The organism is Janthinobacterium sp. JF4, assembly GCF_059617925.1.
Window position 1 is genome coordinate 1 of the sequence record NZ_JCAQAV010000060.1, and the last position, 19653, is coordinate 19653.

At 51.5% G+C, this 19653-nt stretch carries 10 protein-coding genes and 5 pseudogenes; 6 read left to right on the forward strand and 9 right to left on the reverse strand.

Annotated features, from left to right (window positions below):
• Positions 1-777 precede the first annotated feature (777 nt).
• Both AC54AF_RS25550 and AC54AF_RS25555 read right to left on the reverse strand, forming a co-directional pair.
• The gene (locus AC54AF_RS25550) at positions 778-1632 is read right to left on the reverse strand and encodes a ComEC/Rec2 family competence protein (protein WP_496638805.1); all 855 of its coding nucleotides are present in this window, start codon (positions 1630-1632) and stop codon (positions 778-780) included.
• A gap of 356 nt (positions 1633-1988) precedes the next feature.
• Positions 1989-3101, reverse strand: a complete 1113-nt coding sequence (locus tag AC54AF_RS25555; protein WP_496638806.1) for a patatin-like phospholipase family protein — start codon at positions 3099-3101, stop codon at positions 1989-1991.
• A 123-nt stretch (positions 3102-3224) separates the two neighbouring features.
• Here AC54AF_RS25555 and mblB point away from each other — a divergent pair, with 123 nt between their 5' ends.
• From mblB to AC54AF_RS25570, 3 genes and pseudogenes are all read left to right on the forward strand, one after another.
• Positions 3225-4385, forward strand: a complete 1161-nt coding sequence (gene mblB / locus AC54AF_RS25560) for an anti-phage 6A-MBL system MBL-fold protein (protein WP_496638807.1) — start codon at positions 3225-3227, stop codon at positions 4383-4385.
• Positions 4382-6613: an anti-phage 6A-MBL system cap2_3 protein gene (gene cap2-3, locus AC54AF_RS25565; protein ID WP_496638808.1), complete on the forward strand. Its 2232-nt coding sequence runs from the start codon at positions 4382-4384 to the stop codon at positions 6611-6613. The genes mblB and cap2-3 overlap by 4 nt, the downstream gene beginning before the upstream one ends.
• Positions 6614-7048 (forward strand): annotated as a pseudogene (locus AC54AF_RS25570) (IS66 family transposase); the annotation flags it as partial. It abuts the gene before it with no gap.
• A gap of 302 nt (positions 7049-7350) precedes the next feature.
• On the opposite strand, the pseudogene AC54AF_RS25575 reads toward AC54AF_RS25570, so the two are convergent.
• Both AC54AF_RS25575 and AC54AF_RS25580 read right to left on the reverse strand, forming a co-directional pair.
• Positions 7351-7974: pseudogene (locus tag AC54AF_RS25575) on the reverse strand (integrase core domain-containing protein); the annotation flags it as partial.
• A 134-nt stretch (positions 7975-8108) separates the two neighbouring features.
• Positions 8109-12677, reverse strand: coding sequence for a hypothetical protein (locus tag AC54AF_RS25580; protein WP_496638809.1), 4569 nt, complete (start codon positions 12675-12677; stop codon positions 8109-8111).
• A gap of 503 nt (positions 12678-13180) precedes the next feature.
• Here AC54AF_RS25580 and AC54AF_RS25585 point away from each other — a divergent pair.
• On the forward strand, positions 13181-14173 hold the full coding sequence (locus AC54AF_RS25585; protein WP_496638810.1) for a ComEC/Rec2 family competence protein: 993 nt from the start codon (positions 13181-13183) through the stop codon (positions 14171-14173).
• Between the two features lie 7 nt (positions 14174-14180).
• Here AC54AF_RS25585 and AC54AF_RS25590 read toward each other — a convergent pair whose 3' ends face one another.
• The 3 genes and pseudogenes from AC54AF_RS25590 to AC54AF_RS25600 all read right to left on the reverse strand — a co-directional run bounded on the left by AC54AF_RS25590 (position 14181) and on the right by AC54AF_RS25600 (position 16688).
• Positions 14181-15326, reverse strand: a complete 1146-nt coding sequence (locus AC54AF_RS25590; protein WP_496638811.1) for a patatin-like phospholipase family protein — start codon at positions 15324-15326, stop codon at positions 14181-14183.
• Between the two features lie 464 nt (positions 15327-15790).
• A pseudogene (locus tag AC54AF_RS25595) lies at positions 15791-16036 on the reverse strand (IS66 family transposase); the annotation flags it as partial.
• Positions 16037-16349: 313 nt separating this feature from the next.
• Entirely contained in the window at positions 16350-16688 is a 339-nt protein-coding gene (locus AC54AF_RS25600; RefSeq protein WP_496638812.1) for a hypothetical protein, read from the reverse strand.
• Positions 16689-16878: 190 nt separating this feature from the next.
• On the opposite strand from AC54AF_RS25600, the pseudogene AC54AF_RS25605 reads away from it, so the two are divergent.
• A pseudogene (locus AC54AF_RS25605) lies at positions 16879-17145 on the forward strand (integrase); the annotation flags it as partial.
• 115 nt (positions 17146-17260) lie between these two features.
• On the opposite strand, the gene AC54AF_RS25610 reads toward AC54AF_RS25605, so the two are convergent.
• Entirely contained in the window at positions 17261-18205 is a 945-nt protein-coding gene (locus tag AC54AF_RS25610; RefSeq protein ID WP_496638813.1) for a hypothetical protein, read from the reverse strand.
• Between the two features lie 295 nt (positions 18206-18500).
• Positions 18501-19190: a hypothetical protein gene (locus tag AC54AF_RS25615; protein ID WP_496638814.1), complete on the reverse strand. Its 690-nt coding sequence runs from the start codon at positions 19188-19190 to the stop codon at positions 18501-18503.
• A 220-nt stretch (positions 19191-19410) separates the two neighbouring features.
• Here AC54AF_RS25615 and AC54AF_RS25620 point away from each other — a divergent pair.
• A pseudogene (locus tag AC54AF_RS25620) lies at positions 19411-19653 on the forward strand (hypothetical protein); the annotation flags it as partial.

The window sequence follows — 19653 nt, forward strand, 5'->3', positions numbered from 1 at the left end:
GGAACAGGGCCATGCTGCGACGAGGAATATGATCGCACGAAACTAAACAACTAGGCTCTCTTCCAACATCTTTCCACGCCCCCGGGCTACGCTTGCGAGTGTGTATATGGCACCGCAACTGCCAAGCAGTCCGATCACACCAGTAAGTATTGGATGCTTTGCGCCGTAGACGCACAGCAAGGGAACGAGCAGAGGTAAAGTCACAAGAAGCCCGGGAATCACTCGCGCCTTGCGCTCGTAGGGGTCTTTTACCAGTTCAAAAATCGTTGTCATGGATAGCTAGCTTTGAGCCGACAAAGCACCGATATAGGGTTGAATTTCATCTAGGCACTTCAAATGCTGGGTGAGAAGGTCAGATGCTTTTATTATATGCAAGCCAAGACGCCTTAGCGGGCACATTCAGCTCGGATAAGTGCATCATCGGCAATTTAGTTTACTCCACCTTCGGTCTTGGATTCAAAAATCAGCAGGTCAGCCTTGAGAAATAGGTAGTCTACGCCATTGCAGATAAAACTAGTAAACGGCAGAAAAAATTGCCGCCAATGCCAAGCATTACTCCAACTGTTACGTATACAATGATTTAACTAAAATTCCGGCAAGCGATAAAAGGCGACGCGATGCCTGCAACGCTGTAGATCAAAAATGAACTCAAACGTTGATTCTAATCGACTGAGCTACGCCTGAACGATATAGATACAACACAGAATACATACGCTCATCAGGCAGGCAACAATCAGAAATATCATAACTGCTACTCCCGACCTTGCACTTCGCCGACTACCCCCGCAATTCAGTATCGATCGAATAACCTCCAGCCTCGAACGTAATGGTAATGGTGCCATCTCGCCTTGTGGTAAGGACGTGACGGGTTTTTCCCGTTGTTCTCACATACTTACCTGGGTCTACCACTCTGCGATAGTCAGGTACCGTTTCTTGAGTAGTATGCATGATCGATTTATCTGAGATCACCACGCAATCTGGCCTGCAGAATTCGAATACTTCCTCGCAAAATCCACTAGCCCGTCCGTGGTGGGAGGCTACCAGAACGCTTGTTCTGAGGAGCTTCGCTCTAAAGTCCTCACGCCTGAGCAGAGCACGCCAGCCAGGGCCTTCCAGATCTCCGGGGAAGCAAATGACAAATCGTTCAAATTCCACAAATACAATCAAACTGAGATTATTTGTATCATCAAACTCATTGATCGAATTATAGAATTTTGAAATTACGATGCCTCCCATTTCCTCACTAAACTTAGTCGTTGTGGGACGGGTATATTTCTCAATCATGCTAGCATACCGCTCGGCATCAGTGGAGATAGAACCTGAGCGTCGCTTGATACTACGAAACTGATCAGCGGTGTAGCTTTTATTGCGATGTAAGGTGCCGACGGAAATTCCGGCATCGAACAGGGCGTCAAGACCACTCATGTGATCTTGATCGCCGTTTGTTATGAAGAGATGATCGATCCTATTACGTCGCAGTTCCTTCTGAACATAGTCGCTTGGCAACCAATCCTGCGTACAACCCGAATCGATCATGGCCAGCATCCCATCCTTGCCGTCGTAATGATGGGTTAGCATTGCGCATTGGCCATGTTCCACATCAAAAATTTTTACCACCATTGCACCTGGCATAAGAGCATCTCCGCATAAATAGTTGCAACAGATATTGTACAGATTAATATTTTATCAAGATAAATTTTCAATTAATTTTATCAATTGATTTTTATTTTCCAATAGAAAATTTCGCAAATAAGAAGCTGCTGACTGATAATAATGCGCCTGCTAATGAACCTGAACGTTGATCCGGTGGGCGCACTGAGCTTGGAGGGCGGAAAAGTAATGATACGGAGGTCATTCTCACCACTAATGCAGCGCACTGAATTGCAGCAGTACAGTGCGATAGGCGGCCAACCCCAGCCAGATTCGGGTGCGGTCGAACATCAACGGGGCGGCATCAATGCGCTAGGTCTAGCGAAGCTTGGTGCTGCCTACTTCGACGTCTCACCTGGTGGCAAGTATGGAAATCCAAGGTGTGTAAGCTTAGCCGTTTCGTATCCATGTCGTGCGATCAAGTCGAAACTCTCTTCGCTTAACATACTCAGAGAGGTACTAAAGCTCGCAACCTGATTAGCGGATTCGTCGGACAAAAAATTGGCCCGGTCCGCTTGTTTATCAATGACGTCGCGAATATTTTTGGTACGGACGATTCCCAAATACCCACCACGTTGACTTTTTATGACGTAACTGATGAAACTGCGCACCCTCAGTGCCCTATTTTGGTCCATCATTACATCCATAAGGCGCTTGATCCTCAATGGATTTAGCGAAGACATCCCAAAGCCTCGCCACAGAGGTGCGCCTGCGTCTACAACGACGACTCGATGCGCTTTATTAGGCTTGCCAGTGCTTGCACTAAACAGAGGCTCTAAACCTAGGTTGTCATAGACACCGCCATCGTATAGATGTAAAAACTTCGATGTGGGCTCAATTTTTTCTTCAGTGTATGAGCCCCATTTCGGCCTTTTCCACCAAGTTAGGTCCTTGGCGCAAAGCCTAAATGGCCCGACCCCCACCGGGAAAGCAGCCGACACCGCCATTGCAGAAGCCAAGGGAAACTCTCCGGCCTCGGCGTAACCCGACTCATAGTCACCAAGGCGCCCATTTTTGAAACGAAATCGGCGTCCATTCTCAGCAGTAGTGCAGTTAATCGACCACACCGGTGACTGAGGAAGGTCATTCAAAATTCCGCGTATCCGCCAATCCATGTGCATCGCCCGCGCGACCAGAGTGGGTAGCGAACCGAGGAATGGCCAATACCTCGGAGAAAAAATCCTCAGAATCGCACTCGCCTGGATACTCGTCGTGATCAGTGTCGTGCGCACTTTGGGAAATATGTCATTTAGGTACGCAGCGGAAGTTGGCCAGCGCATGTTTGATTTTGTAAAAATCAAACCAGTTAACAAGGTGCCCCCCGAAACAGACGATATCTCTTCCACGTTTTCAAGCATGTTCATTTCGGCGAAATAGCGCAGCACACCGGCATGAAATGCCATCGCTCGGTTCCCGCCTCCAGACAATGCCAAAGCGATTTTTTCGCTCATTACACTTGTACCATTTTTCTGCACCTTAGTTGCATAAAAGAATAAAGACCACTTTACCCAAATCAGAATAACGGATAGAGTAGTAGTAATGCAACTATAATTTCTGGCTAACAAAGGGCAGCAATGGCAACCAAACATATCGTGAAGTTTTACCCCGTTGGGCACGGTGATACCACTCAGATCATTTTGCACAATGGCCGGCGCATCCTTTTTGACTTCAACCATTCGTCGGCATCTGATGATTCCCAGCGTCCAGAAATTGACTTAAAGGGGGAATTGAAGGCTGAACTTACGGTTGCTGGCCGTGACTATTTCGATGTGGTGGCTTTTACTCATGCTGACCTGGATCACATCCAAGGCAGTACAAGCTTTTTCGAACTACAGCATGCAAAAAAATATCAAGGCGAGGGGCGGATAAAAGTCCAAGAACTTTGGCTGCCAGCAGCGATGCTTCTGGAAGGGGCAGATAATGACAGCCAAAGTGATGAGTTCGTCATCCTTCGCCAAGAAGGACGTCACCGACTCGTCGAAGGCAAAGGCATTCGGGTCTTCTCCCAGCCTGAGGAGTTGATGGATTGGCTGAAACCTAAGTTGAAGGAGCGAGGTGAAAGTGAAACCGCCCGTGACGACCTATTTGTGGATGCAGGTACCATCGTCGACGGTTTTTCACTTGCGGACGACAAGGTCGAGTTCTTCTGCCACTCCCCGTTCATTAAGCACTGTGAAGGTGGCGACATCATCCGCAATGTAGCGTCACTAGTTTTCAACGTGCGCTTTGATGCCGATGGCCAGATCTTCGACTACTTGGAAATTGGTGACGCCACTTGGGAGAGCCTAAGCGATATCGTTGACATCACTAAGTACCATGGCAATATGGATCGCCTAGCTTGGGACATCTATAACATTCCCCACCACTGCAGCTATCTTGCCCTTAGTGATGAAAAGGGTGACAAAAAGACAATACCCGATCCAAAAGTACAGGAGATTCTTGATGCAGGCCGTGTTGGCGCCTATATCGTTAGTTGCAGTGATCCCTGCCCTGATATCAAAGATTCGTATGTACAGAAACAGCCGCCACATATTCAGGCTCGAAAAACGTACGAAGCGAGTATAGCCGCAGTCAAAGGGCGTAGTTTTTTGATAACAATGGAGGAGCCAAATGGAAACAAGCCTGAACCGATTGTCTTTGAGCTAACGTCTAGCGGCAACGCTTGGATCAAGTCTAGTGCCGTTGGTGCCGTTGGTGCTGCAGTGTCCAGTCCTTCACGCGCAGGCGATCAATGACCATGTATTACGACCTTCCTGGAACCGAGTCAATCGAGCCACAGCACCTGCAACTAGAGCGCGCTGGCCAAGTCTTTCAGGCCGTAATACATGATAAGGACTGCAAGTTTATTGAGTGTCGACGTGCACAAGATGACGGCCGTGAAATTATCGTCATTGAGTTGCAGGCTCACGGTATCCCTACACGCGCTCATTTAGATATTCAGTTTTCAGAGCGCATCGCATTTGTAGTGCACAGAGATCCTCAACGTTTCGTGGCTGCATTAATGTTGCGAAAGAATTTTCCGACTTTACTGCATCAAAACCAAACTGGTCGAGATTCCCCACGTGACCTGTGCCTACATTACGAGCCTAGAGCGACCGTAATGCGTACTTGGACAGCACAACGGTTCATCCGCCGGGTTAAGTGGTGGCTCGTATCGAGCTCTACCGGAACTCTGCATGCCGCCGACCACCCCCCGGAAACGCTGTTCTTTAACTATGGCGACGAATTGGTGGTTCCTCGAAACTTTGATGAATTGGTTGAGGCCGGTCAGAAATTTTACATCGCCGTATCGGAAGATCACATTAGTGGCGGCCACACTTATGTGCTTTCAGCGGCCACAGAGCAATCAATAGGGTTACCAGAACCTATCCAGCTTATGCTGCCCCCAGTCGTACACAGCTCTATTGAGGATGCACCACAAACGATGGAGGTATTGGCCGAAATATATATGTCAAGAGGTGTTGACATATTAGCTCTAATTCGCGAACAGATATCGTCTCGACTGGTTGCCCAGTTAGTCGAACAGCCTTTTGGCGGGAAATACACCATCATCGTATTACACACGCCAATGCAGCGATCAGCCGATGAGACACCTTCTAGAGTTATCCATAGCGCATTCATAATCTTTGAGCCATTCCTTGAGGTCGGGCGAAAGATTGGGGCTCTTCTTCTGCATGAAGGCAAGTACTTCCGCGAGACTGTGCTATCTGGCCAGGTCCCAGAAGTGAAAAATCTTGATACTATGGAAATAATCCAATTTGCGTTGTTGCGCAAAAATGATGTGACGGATTTCTGTGAGCAATCTGGCTCAGATGACGCGGGAGTGAAGAGTGTGCTAATCGGTGCCGGTGCGCTTGGAAGCAGTTTACTGAATTTGTGGGCTCGTCAGGGTTGGGGAACATGGACTGTGATTGACAAAGACCATATCAAACCGCATAACCTTAGTCGCCATGTTGCCACTGATGCGCAGATCGGTCGTGAAAAGGCACCAGTTGTTGCAGAAGCGGCCGTAGCGGCAACGCAAGATCCTGGGCGGTTTGCTGCACTCCAAGCGGACGCCACATTGCTTACGGATGCCAGAGTGGCCGCCGCACTTGGTGCCGCATCATTGGTAATCGATGCCTCGACGACGCTAGAATATCCTCGCGTGGTGAGCGATGACATCAAATTGCCTCGACACATATCGGTATTTCTCACTCCGAGCGGCAAATCATCGGTTCTATTGGCTGAGAACGCAGACAGGTCAATTAACATGCGTGCAATTGAAGCCCAGTACTATCGCGCACTCATAAATGAGCCATGGGGAAAATCTCACTTGGTCGGCAACCTCGGCTCTTTCTGGAGTGGCGCCAGTTGCAGGGATATTTCGTTTCGGCTCCCTTTAGCTCAAGTGCAGGTGCACGCTGCCAATTTAGCGCAGATGGTTGTCCTGGCGGCAAAGAGCGATGCCGCAAAGATTGCGATATGGCACCGCGATATCGATACCGGTGCTGTATATCCCTACACCGCAACAGCATTCAAGGAAACCATTTATGAGCCTGGTGGCTTCACTATCTATCTCGATGAGGAACTTGAGCAAGAACTTCGGACAATGCGGGCCGAGAACCTACCAAATGAAACCGGTGGAATACTTCTTGGCTACCACGATCTTCCACTAAAGCGTATCGTCATTGTTAAGGCCTGCCCGGCTCCGCCCGATAGTGTCGGAACACCTGTTTCCTTCGTGCGAGGCATCCAAGGTGTTGCAGACGTCCTGGCAGAAGTTGGCTCTCGTACGGCTAACATCGTCGGATACGTTGGGGAATGGCATTCGCACCCGAAAGACCATTCCGCTGAGCCCAGTCGAGATGACGTTGTTCAACTCGTCGGACTTGCGTTGTCGATGATTGAAGATGGGCTACCGGCCCTACAACTAATCGTCGGCGAGACCAACATCAATGTCACTCTTGCAGAGTCACGGTAACCGCCGCATGAACGACAGCAGGTGCGCGAGCAACGATCACGACGATCGCTCGACGACTTCGGCAGCTGGCTACGCGCCACGCTTGAAAAGCTGTCGCGCAAGTCGGACACGGCGGCCGCGATCCAGTACGCGCTCAATCTGTGGCCGGCGTTGCTGCGCTACTGCGACAACGGCATCATCGAGATCGACAACTCGGCCGCTGAACGGGCGCTGCGAGGCGTTGCCGTTGGCCGGCGCAACTACCTGTTCGCTGGCGCCGACAGCGGTGGCGAGCGTGCCGCCGCCGTCTACTCACTGATCGGCACGGCGAAGTTCAACGGTGTTGACCCCGAGGCCTGGCTGCGCCATGTGCTGGCCCACATCGCCGATCATCCGGTCAACCAGGTCGACGACTTCTTGCCTTGGAACTGCGCCGCGCAGATTCCCTCGGGCTAAAAAACACACCGCTTCCCAGCGGTGTGATGCCATCATCTAGCAGTTCTGTGAGTTTTTAAAATAAGTGCGATATTTTCGCAATAAATGCGATAATAATTCCCCAAGACAACATTTTTACGTCACAAGGTTAGGTCGCCAATTGGCAGAGCGTACCAAGCGTCATTGCAAGCATGCCGATCGAGTTCACGCAAAATTTCAAGAAAATATGTACGGTCACCCGCGTCAAAGGGACTCTTAATTTTGGCGATGATCTAATGGTTGCATGTGATCTTGCCCCCGTATAACCAGACACAGCCAATCGTTTAGTTAGCGCCGCTTTCCTGAGCCCGGCGCGCCAGCTCCCTCCTGAACATGCGAGGCGATTTCCATTTCAGCGACGAATGCGGATGGACCTCGTTGAAGTGCATAAAGGCGTCTGGCAATTGAGCCAGAACGTTTTCTGCGCTGCTGCGGTCCATCAAGTTCACATAGTCTCGTTTAAATGTGTTCACGAAGCTTTCAGCAATGCCGTTCGACTGCGGGCTGCATACCGGCATGTGCACCGGTTCAATCCCAAGTGCGCGCACCAAGGCGTGCGTTTCATGGGCCCGGTAGGCGCCACCGTTGTCGCTCAAGAATTCCAGCCGGGTCGATCCGACGCTGGCCTGGCTGAATCTTGCCTCGACCGCTTCCACCAGCATGTCGCGCACGGGCTCGCCAGGCAGGCCACGTTCCGCTCAGGCGCGCCAGGCAATGATTTCGCGGTCGCAGCAATCTTTCATGAACACACCGGTCACCACTTCGCCGTTATCGCAGGCGATCTCGAAGCCGTCCGAGCACCACCGCTGATTGGGTTCGTCCACCGCCACCACACCATTGTGCACGCGGCTGCTTACTGGGCGTTTGGCGAAAAAGGTCTTGGGTTGTGCTGCCGAAGTCATGCAACGCACCGTCGTAGTCCAAGAATAGAATCATGCGCGCGGCTCAAGTCGGAGCAACTCAAATTTTAAGGCGATTTGCTGGCCCGACATCAAGATATTTTCTCCTTCGCGCCAATCGCCGCAAAACACATCGTCAGCAGTTACTCTTGGTTCGACGACGAAAGAAATAGAGGCAGAGGCGCCTCGTCAGCGAATAAATTCTTCTTCCATTTATCCCGCAACTTATCAAAGCGATTATGTATTTGCCTCATGGCCCCGGGCCAATAGAGCAGAAAAGAGGCTGTAGGTTCATCACTAGGTCGTGGTACTGCTTCAATACGGCCATCCGCCACCACGCGAAAGAGTACCGCCGCGCGCCAGAAATCCTCAGGAGAGCGCGCCGCGCACATTTGGGCGTACCAATGCATGGCCCAGACATGGCGCTGATAAAGTTCATTGGCAATATGCTGAGTGTCACCAAGCAGCCCAGGAACGCCAGCAAACCTATTGAGCACATCATTGCTATGTGAATTTTCCCCCATCAGGCCCGCCACCAAGATAGCACGTGCTTGCGCCGCTGGCCAAGATGAGTTCAAGCGCGCATCTATGTACTGCCTAAGAATACACGATTTACCCTGCCATAAGGCTGCCCATACTTCTTGTGCAAGTTCATCGTTATTGATGGCACAGTCGAGGCGGCGACTACGTAATGCATCGAGTTCAGGTTGCTTGGCCGCCGACCAGACTGCCATCGCTCCGAGCTCGATACCGGTACGACCAAAAACATTCCGTATTAGTGGCCGGATAGAGGCGAATTTCTCGAACAGTCGAACCGCTGTACTAGCATCCCGTATCGAAATCTCACGTGCTAGGAGTAACGCCATATTGCGAGCTGCTCCCAACTGCGCGCCGCTGGGCTGAGCGAGCAATAATGTGGTCCACTCTTCGGCACGAGCGGTATCGGTTGCCACCGTGCTTGCGAGATCTTCCAGAGAAAATTGATCCAACAACCTAAGGGCATCGTTGCTTACGAGCGACGCACGGAAGGCAAGAAAGGCAGTATGAAGGTTTCCCTGACGTTCGTTAAAGCTGCTTTCGTCTTCATTCGCACGACGCATGGCCTCATCAAAACTAGCCGGCGGCTTTTCTTGTTCGCGTAACCTAATATACTGTGGTTGAGCATTAATGCTGGGATACTGCCTCACCTCCATCTCAAGAATGCCCGACTCGACCTGCAGGCCCAGTGCCCGTTTAAAGAGTGCGTCAACGACATTAGCGAAATATTGCGTAACGTCTCCGCCGAGATGAGATGACAGGCAGGCAACATGCCTAAATTCCATATTCGCTACGACCGTCTCCCAGGGAACGATGCTTTTTACTGCCGCTTCAAGCAACACCGCTGAATAGTGCCAATGCTCCAATTCGTATTCCCTGCTTGTCTGATCGCTCCTCACTAACCGGCTCTTCAGCGCTAGATCAAGAGCCGCAGGGTCACCTGACCGGGCGACCATCCAAAGCGTATACGCGCGCACTAGTGTCAGCTCGCTATTTAATAAAGCTGGGAGAAACTCACGTGTTACATTTGGCAGCGGCTGTTTCACAAAGGGTGTAAACAGCAACACGGACAACTGAGCTTCGCTATCTAGCGCCTCGATTGCCTTAGCTAGCGCGGCCTCGAATGGTTCGATATCGAGAGGCTTGATCAATTCGATCAGGTTATTCGACAGAGCACCTCCAAGGCGCGCCTGCAAGAGTACATTGAGCTGCTCAGCAGCACTCAATACGGGAAAAGCAAGCTCCATTTGGAACAGCGTCCAAACGTGAGCTTCTTTGCCCAGCGAGTGGAGTGCTTCGATATCCGCTTCGCTGCCGCAAGTTCGTCGAACAAATCGATTGGCTTGCTCATGGGTGATTAAAGAGCCGTGTTCTAGCAGACTGACGACACCTTGGCGAAGAGACGTGCCGCTGCGATGCAACACGTCGTCAAACAGGGAGCGTTGCCGCTCAATGGCCGTATCCGTGAAGTAGCGAGCGACAGCTGGCCTAGCATCGTTGAAGAAACGGTCATGATCATTTTGCCCCATGTGCTGGGCAAGTTCCTTAACGTCAATCTCAGCGTACGCTGCGGCCGTTTGCGCCACATTATCGGGTTCCGCATTGTCGGGATTGCAGGGATCAGTACTACAGTATCGCTCATTCCAATGCCAGCTTCGGTATGCAGGCCGCCCTGTCTGCAAGAAATCAATAAGTTTTTTTGCGTCTCGAGCATCGTCGGGATTGCCTGTTGCACCCAGCAGCGTCACCAAGGCCCATTGACCAACATTCGAAGTCCTGTCCTCACGCAGACATTGGCTATAATGCAATAACCCGCTACGAGTGGCCGACCAGTCGTTGCCGTTAAAACGGACTAGATGGCGAAACTGCTTCATAGGCGATTGATGACTACTGTTCAAACTACTGATGAAACTCCAATGTACGAAGGACTGGGCGAACGGTGCCAGCGGCATGCCGGCCAACAGCGTGAGGGCGAGTCGTCCGAGTGCCGAAACATCTGGCGCCTCTGTTTGCACTAGCCCCCCAAGAATGTCGCGCTCCTCAATTGAAAGGCTGGACAATCTGGCATCAAGTTCCTCCCTTAATTCGAGACGTCGTACGGCGACCTCATCAGCGCTTCTTCCGGCCGAGAATACGCGCGATTCAGTATCAAGCGTGACATGTGCGAGCCAATCTTCGATCGCTGGTGCGAGCTCTTCCCAAGTAAGTGCGTCGGTTCTTGCTTTGTTTAATGCTAGTTCAATCCAGTCGAAATTAACCGCCGTACCGCCCTGTAATGCCAAAGTGTGCGCCGCGTCAATAAAGACTCTTGGTTTGACACGTACTAATGCAGCAAATGCGTCGAATGTGCATTCGTCGGGATTTTGTATGCTGGCAAAACCAATGAGTATTGCGGCACCGATCTCGAGCGAATGTTCATCGCTCACACAGGCCACTGTCAGTGCAGCGAGAATTGCCTCCGATGTTTGGTCAAGCGCAGCGATCGGCTCGGTTAAAAGCGCCAAGGCTTCATTGAGGTCGCGATGATTACGTGAAGCTGCGTGTAGTTCGTCGAGGATCGCCAATCCGAGTGCCAGACCGAGCCCATCGTTATGGATGGTGTAGCGCGTCAAGTCGTCCGTAAGCGGTACGAAGAAACGTCCTTCCACAACTGCCTCCAAGCCTCCATCAAACACGTTTAAGTCGTCTCGTTGCTGCGCATCTAGGCGCTGCAACACTTGCTTTGCGTGCCCTTGCAGCAGTCGCGCGAAGTATGCTACTGGTTGCCCGTATGATTCCTTATGGCTTGCACGCAAGTGCTCGAATAACAATAGGGATATGCTCAACTCCTCCATTGCCTGAAGCTGTGTATGATCAAGCAGCGTTAGCGCGACGCTGAGCAGGCGGGGGTTACATAAAGAGTCCGCGACCCTCTCATGCAGTTGACTAGGCAATATGTCACGGGCGGCCAGCAATTCATCCCGCTCGTGTGGTGTCCACTCAGGGACCGACAACTCACGACAAGGCGAGACCAAGGACGGTTTGACGATTCCGTCGAAATAGCGCTTACGTGAGGTGAGGATCAACTTTCCGTCGATGCGTTCTAATTCGTCAGTGAGTAAATCAATTGCTCGCGACCATTTCGTTTTAGGGCGTTGATTCAGGCCATCGAGCACGACCAGTAACCTTAGCGATTGACCCGAGCTCTGTTTGCGCCAAACACGTAGTTGGTTAAACCAGAATGCTTGATGACGTTCATCACCCTGCCGGTCGGTTTGCTCGCAAAGTTTCCGGGCGAGGAGCGTCAACGGGTCGACGATTTGATCGCCTACATCCTCTGCGGTGAGAAAGAGTGTTAGCGGCTTCACGGTCCAAGTAAGCCAAGCTTGCGCGACGAGCCAGGACTTGCCGTTACCTTCGTTACCGGTAATTGCGACGACGCCGCCAATTGGAGAATCGATCAGCATTCTGTCGAGGTTTTCCGTCAATGCGCTTCTCGATACTGATGTAAGGGACGTCGCGAGATCGGCTGGGCTGAGAGCCTGTCCGAGCCGTTTCTTCGCTTTGATGCTGCTAGAGAATACATTCTGCAGCCAATCCACATTTGCCTTGTATGCGATATCGAATGACCAATCTGGTTCTGGGATATCTTGATTGTTCATTCGTTGATCAAATGCATCGAACCTCCGATGCAAAGCGACAACACTAATTTGGAGCTGAGCGGAGAGCGCTTCATCTTTTACTCCCCCCCGTACGCCAGCCACCAGAACGCTATTGACGAGATCGACAAAGTCACTTGCTCGATGCTTATTGTCACCTGAGTCTCGCATGTAGCTGACTACTAAGGCAGCGTGGTCGTCAGAAGGCACGGGAGCGCCGGCAATTTGTGCATCCGCAAGTCGCTTCATGCGACTCTGCGTGTCCTGTAAGCTTAACCATTGCGATACATGAGCCTGAGCTAAAAGCGGAGATCGGATAATATGACCTACGACCACGTCATAGGTGGTGGCCCAGTCAGCCCAAAGGGAAGCATTGGCACCGAGGTGCACTAACGTCGATTTGTGTATTTTCTCGCCGGGCGATTGCATAACCGTATCGCCTTGCGCTGCCTTACGTTCACCTCCTATTTTCTTAAAAACGCTCCATAGTGGTGCGATACAAGATGTCGCAATGCGTGAAAGAAATGAAAAATCCAATTAGAACTCCAAAAGTAACTAACGACAACTAGCTCAATTCGACGAGATAGTAAAAATGATAATTTACCCCAATCATGGGACTAAAAAGCAAATTGTGACAGTCCGTGCCTACGTTCAGTGTACGCCGCTGTGGGTGTTTCTATTAAAAATGACCTCAGGCACCATGTCGGATGTTTTTAACAAGTTAGAACGATGTGAAAAATATATATTTACCCTTGACTAGGAGTACGCCAATAAACTGAATCTGGAAGTCTATGTGGATGAAAACTGCGTTGACATCCATTATTGATGAGTGCAAAATAGAAATTAGCACTCTCGGGAGTAGAGTGCTAACGGACTCCCAAAGGCATTCGTCATTGGGCGAAAAAATGACATGCAAACGTCATACTGCGATTGGGGAGTTGCAGTACGGTCGTTTTTTACTGTTACATCAATGCTGTTCGTTGGTACAGTGAATAGGGTAGGTCATCCGTGTTCCATGACATTGTTCTGAAAGACACGACATGAATCTTAACGAAATAAAAAACGCTGCCAAGGCGCTGCTCCCTACCCTCCAGACTGTGCCGACTCGTTTCCGCGCCTATCAATTGGGGAATGCCGGAGCATCTTTTTCCTACTGCGATGGTAAAACCTTTACCCTGATTGAAGCCCGAGTCACGGACATCAGCCGCCCTAACCTTGTAACAGAACTAAAGAAATGTGGAAAGTCGCGCATCGATACTCTGCATATCACCAGTTGGGACAAAGACCATTGCAACCATTCGGAACTTCTGGAAATTCTAAAAACGTGGTCGCCTACCCGAATCGAATATCCCGGCTATGATCCAAGCACCGAGTGCGGCAACGTATGTAAGACCACGATCGAGCAATACTGCAAAGATCTGCGCGACCGTAAAGGCATCGCCATGACACCCACGTACATCAAGTCGCTCAAATCGATTACCGGATATGGGTACCAAGACGTTGTTTACCATCCCAAGTCGCTAGTCAAGAAGCCGAACGACAACTCAACCGTAAAATTATTCAGGACCGGATGTTTCAACGTCCTGAGTCTAGGAGATGTTGAATCGACCGATATCGCGGCGCTATTAAAGGCTTGCAGCACCGCTCGCAAAGAGGTTGATGTTCTAATTTTACCGCACCATGGAGCGGACAATGGCTTCATGACTAGCGATCTACTGGACGAAATTAAGCCAAAATTGGCCGTCTGCGCGGCCAATAACAGCAACCAGTATAGCCACCCAGCGCCGACTATCCGCACGCTACTCACCAACAAAGGGATTCAGATCGCAACCACGGTGCGCGGCGATATCTTGGTCTGCTCGGACAATGGAACCTCGTCAGTCCAATGGTATGACACTATGGCTGGCACGACTGCACTTCACAAGCACGATGTGTTCGAACCAAAGAAGTTTCCCAGGCTGAGTCAACACTCTGACAACATCCGAGCTCGGGCCAATCCAGCTCCGTACCGAACTGGGTTACGTAAACGGTAAACGCGCTTTACAGATATAAGTAGACCGCCTGGTTCGCCTTCGCGGTCTCATATCCGTGGCTTTCGATAAGATCGAACATTACACTAGACATCCGTTTCAGATTGGTGGGGTAGGATCTCGCGGTCTCGGCAGCAGCGCCGTCAATTCGGTAACTCATATCGTTTGATATGGACTCGCTACTCTGAGTAATAAGTGATTGTCCAATTGTCCCGATTTGTAGATAAGCGCCTGCACCGCCATTAACTAAATATTGCGCAAATGTTCTAATGCGAAGCGATCGTGTTTGGTCGGCCACTATATCCATCAACCGCCCCAGTCGCCAGGGATTGAGGGCAGTAAAGTTAAATCTTCGTTCAAGTGGTTTCCCTGCGTCCGAAGCAATGATCCGAAAATTGCCCTTGCAGACCTGCTTCCCAGCGTCATAGAAGGATTCAAGTCCAAGATTGTCGTACACGCCGCCATCATATATGTGGATGCGTTTATACGGAAGCAGCACTGATGCAGCTTCAGCGTCTTTATCCCAAATCGGGCGCTTTAGCCACTTGTGTAATTTGGTGTTGATCGCTAACGGGCCGATCCCTATGGGGAATGCTGCGGAAACGGCCATCGCGGACGCAAGCGGGAAATTTAACGCACTAGCATAGCCAAGCTCATAATCTCCGAAGTCGGCACCTTTGAAGCGAAAACGTTTTCCGGTTTCGGCTGTTGTGCCGTTGATCGACCATACCGGATGCAAAGGCAAGTCGGCCAAGCGGTGTGGGATATTCCAACCTGACGAAATCGTTTGCGCGAAGACATTCGCGCGCGAAAAGATGAACCGCCAGTTCGATGGCCAGCAGAGCAATCTAACCGCCGCCCGTGTCTGTAAGTTGTATGTTGTCAGCGTCTGGCGCACTTGTGGCAATACTTTAGCTAGGTAATCCGCCGAACTCGGCCACACCATTCCCGAACGCGCGAAGACTAACCCCACCAGCAGACTACCGCCAGAAACAGTCGAAATGTCAGATACGGCCTCTAGCTTCCCGTGTTCGGCCAGATAACGCAGTACGCCGGAATGGAATGCCATTGCCCGTACCCCGCCACCCGATAGGGCAAGCGCGATCTTAGGTGGATGAGTAGCAACAGAAGAAGCAGTCTTTTTCATAGCGTCCATGTGTTTTTTAGCATCAATTCTTCTCGGACTCTCCATATTAGCGAAGGCTTCCTAAAGCGACTCTTTATCTAATCCTACATGCACTTGTGCCCTTAAGCGATCACGCCGCCGGGTAATCGCATCTGCTGCCTCTTTCATGAAGGTCCGACCGTAGCAGATTGACGGCAAGTAAGCGATCACACTGCGGTGTAAGCCCGTCGGCCGCCCAGGTCATGCAGGTCCGACCGTAGAAGATTGTTGGCTAACATCTCCTTCCATATCCGTGGCGTGAGCTGATGCACGAGGGACGCCGGATGTTGGCCGACACACAGCAGCACGTCGACGAAGTAGCTTCGCCGACGACGCGCTCGAATAACAGCTGCTGGACCGACGCAACTCACTGCAGTTACTGGACCTGATAGACAGCAGCAGCATTCCCGACGCCAAGACGATCTGACTGTTACGCGACCGTCTTGCGCAGGCGCCAGGTCTTCCAGTTTCAGTTCCAGCTGCTCGATCTGGCGGCCAAGTTTTTCGGACTTTCGGTCAGGCTGCATGCGCCACATCTTAGCGATCCACAGCTTGAGATGCTCGATCTCGGCGGCGCGCGTGTTCAACTGCGCTTCCAGTTTTGCGACCTTGTCGCCGCGTTCTTGCACGCGACGTTCGCTTGCCAATCGCAATGACTTCAGAGCGGCGATATCGTCAGAGAGGTCGGCGATGGTCAGCATGAGGCGAGTTTACACAAGGCCGACGTCGCCCGCCAGGTGCTCTCCAGGTCCTCTTAAGTGCCCACAGTAGTTCCCGCCAAAAAGTAGCGGGCACTACTGTGACAGACGCTACTCGCTACGACCAGACGGTGCAGGGCCGACGCTTACGGTGATCCAGCCTGTACCATCGACTTCAAAGTACCACCAGGACGTGCCCTATGCATCGTACCTGTCACCTCTAGTCTCGTCCCAGTGTCTTTTTACATACGCAAACTTGGGCGGCCGCTTCTGAGCGGGTACCGACCGATACCTAAAATCCTTCTGCAGCACTATCTCACGCGCAAGAAAATACGTAGCTACGTGACCGCTTCATAAAACCCGCGGCAAGAGGAGCGACACCATTCGGATTTGTAACAAACTCAAATTTTCCTGGACAGATTCGCGCAGCTTCGCGTTGCGCGTGAATGAATATGCGCTGCTCAATTGAACCCTCAGTTTCAGCTAGAGCCGGTGATGCTGTCACTACCAACATATGTTTGCCATTACCGAGAATTTCATGCTCTGCTGCTACACCACCGGTAATTCCAACTGACCTGCTATCTCCTGTAAGCGTGGAATGAGAACAGCCGCCAAATAAAGATATAAAAGCAAGCATGAGGAGCGAATTTTTCATCTTTTCTTATAAATGAACTAAGATTGGGTACTCAATCGTAGAGTGCGAGAGGCAGCTTCTGGCCGGTCTCGACCGTATATACAAGGATACCACTTTGCCAAAATGAAAAGTTCACAGATTTGCACACCACCATCTCTCTGTCATCTTGAAGACGGTGGCGCATAGTAGAGCTCCAACTAGGAGATCTATCATGAACATTCAATTGAGGGATACCACCCCGTATGTGCCATGGAACAAAGGAAAATTGATCGGTCAAAAAGCACCACTGCGAATTAGCGAGATATGGGCGATTCGCGTGCGTCTGGAAATCTATCGCCGCGTGCGCGACTTGGCGATTTTTAATTTGGCCATCGACAGCAAACTGCGTGGCTGTAACCTAGTCCCGCTGCGTGTCAACGACGTCTGCCATGGAGAGCATGTGGCTGCTCGAGCCAGCGTTATGCAGAAGAAACCAGAGAATGTCGATCAATGCAGTCAATCCGTATGAAAGCTTCGATTTCTTTAACACTTTGTCTCCCTGAAGATCAATGATCGCGGCAGCCTCATAGGCACGTCACTCAACTTTCTTCCGACTACGAACGATCTTGCCTTGAGGCCTGACCGTCTGCGTAATCGCAAGATTCACAGAAGTGCCCCTTTGCGAAGATCTGTCCGCATCCATCGCAACGCTTGAAATGCTCGTACCCACACGCGACGCAGTAGCCCCTGGAGGCGAGCACGAGGTCTGACATGCAGTTGTCGCAGTCGTCGCTCACGACCTCGCCGCCGTGCTTGATCGAACGGTAGTTCTCACCGGCCGCCCAGTCCAAGAATGCCGCCTCCATCGCGCTTGCGTACCCTTCAGTGGCTCCGCAAGCGGCGCAGGCGAATCTGATCTGCTTCAGCGGGGCTTTCGGGTCCGCCGGCGAAACCAAGTCGCCCTCACATGTTCCGCAGAGGCAGTGATCGACGGCAATGGTCAACAGTTCGGGGTAGGGCCAGTTCATCTGCCCCATGCGGTCGTTGCAGGCCTTCTTCTCAACATCGTGGATGGCCTTCTCTTGCAACACCATTTGCCAAATGTCGGGGTCAAAGAGCGAAGCTGCCTCAACATCCATCTGTTCTCGGCAGAACCGGTTGATCAGATTGACGGCGTTGGCGATGCTTTCTCGGATTGCCTCGACGGGCACGTCAGCCACGTAGTGCTCTATCCGATTGCGCTGTTTGATGATGCGGTCCATCTCCTTGAAGTCGAACCGGATACCGACCAGCGCAAAGCGCTCCTGAATACCTTGGTAGTCGATCGTCTTGTCGCCCTTGGCGATCCACGAAGATTGGCCATCTTGCCACGCCAGTTTGAAGTCCTTCTTGATCAGCGTCTCGTCTGGCGCCAGCTGAGCCAGCTTTGCCTTGAACAGCAGCAGGATGCCTGCACTGATGTTTCTCAGCGCGGACAACGGTCGATGCCTGCCTTTGCTCTTATAGTCCTCAATCCCCAGCGTGATTGATGCGATGGCGTTAGCGAGAATATTGTTCATCGCGGCCGCCTCATGCAGTGTAACTGGGAGCCACCAGCGACGCCTTGATAACGCAGCATGCGAAATTGACGTCTTCAAAGATCACTTGGAACCAGTAGGGCTGGTCCGGCGTCCCAACTACTTGCTCTTGATTATTTATTTCCATGTCTGCCATCCTTAACGTTTGCACCACGTCCGCTATTGGCCGGTTGCCGTCATTTGCATGTGCCACCCCTTAAGGGACCTTCAACATTTAACATAAGAGACTGCTTCAAAACGGCGAGGCCGAGTTGAGGACTTCCAATTGGTCGAAGGATTAAGTGTCGAGGCGCCAGAACGCAGACATCTTGTGTTTATCGAGTTGTGCTCGTGCATGGAACTCCCTCATGAAGGTTATTACAGTCGTGACGACCCAGCGCATGCAACTTGAGCTCATGCTCCGCATGGTCACGAAGTCGGCCCCGCTGTCTGGAAACGGACTCAGCTCATACTTTTTGCCCAGGATATCGACAAGCTCGACTTTGCGTTGGCGATCTGGGTCCCAGGTTGGCTTGTAATGGACCAAAGCGTTGCGGAGCTCGAAGAGTGCCCAAGCATCCCTGTAAGGGGATATTTGTTGATCAAACTTGAGCTCCCCCAGCATCTCGAGTGCGACCTGATACTTTTCGAGGGGTGGTTTCCGCTCAATTCCACCGCGCCCCCAGAACTCTGTTTCGAAGTCACTAAGTTGCTTCCGCAGTGGCCCTTCCGGCGTGATGAAGAGCTCGTTAATCAGCGCTTCCAGTGAAGCTCCTGCCGACATTATGCACGCGCTCCCGTAGGAGCGTACATCCTCAAAGAACGGGCCGAAAGGTTGACCGCAATTATGAGTCTCGAGGGCAACCACTTGATCGCGAAACGTTACGGCAGCTCTTAAGTGTTGCCAAGCGAAGTTCGCAATTACGCGCGCAGTTGCATCCATGCGAGCTGACAGATGCTCTTCGACTGAGGATTGTAGCGTGCTCATAGACCACCTCCACTTCTGACCCATAATTGTATTACACTCGAAACTGGTATATCACGCCTAACCCTTACCATGAGCTAGCTACATTCGATTGCTTCCAGCTCCGGCTGCTCAATGCTGCCGTAGCTCAATGTTTGGGTGGAGCGCAAATAGATTCGAAGTCGAAACCGATAAATGAAAGCAGCCCTGAGGACAAGCTTTACGGCGAGATCGGCAACTGAAGATGAAAGTGGACTGGCTTAAAAACTGGGACCGTGAGTCAGGAGGCGCGCTTGGGCTGGATCGACGCCGGGCACGAGAAGCTGCCGCTGACACAGCGGGCCTGCGCTCACAAACCGGATATGGCAAGCGCAAGTGGAAAGGCGGAGGCGCGCCATCGGCGGTGGCGCAGAATCATCTGCAACGGCAATTTTGTTTAGTTTCGTGCGATCATATTCCTCGTCGCAGCATGGCCCTGTTCCGGGCC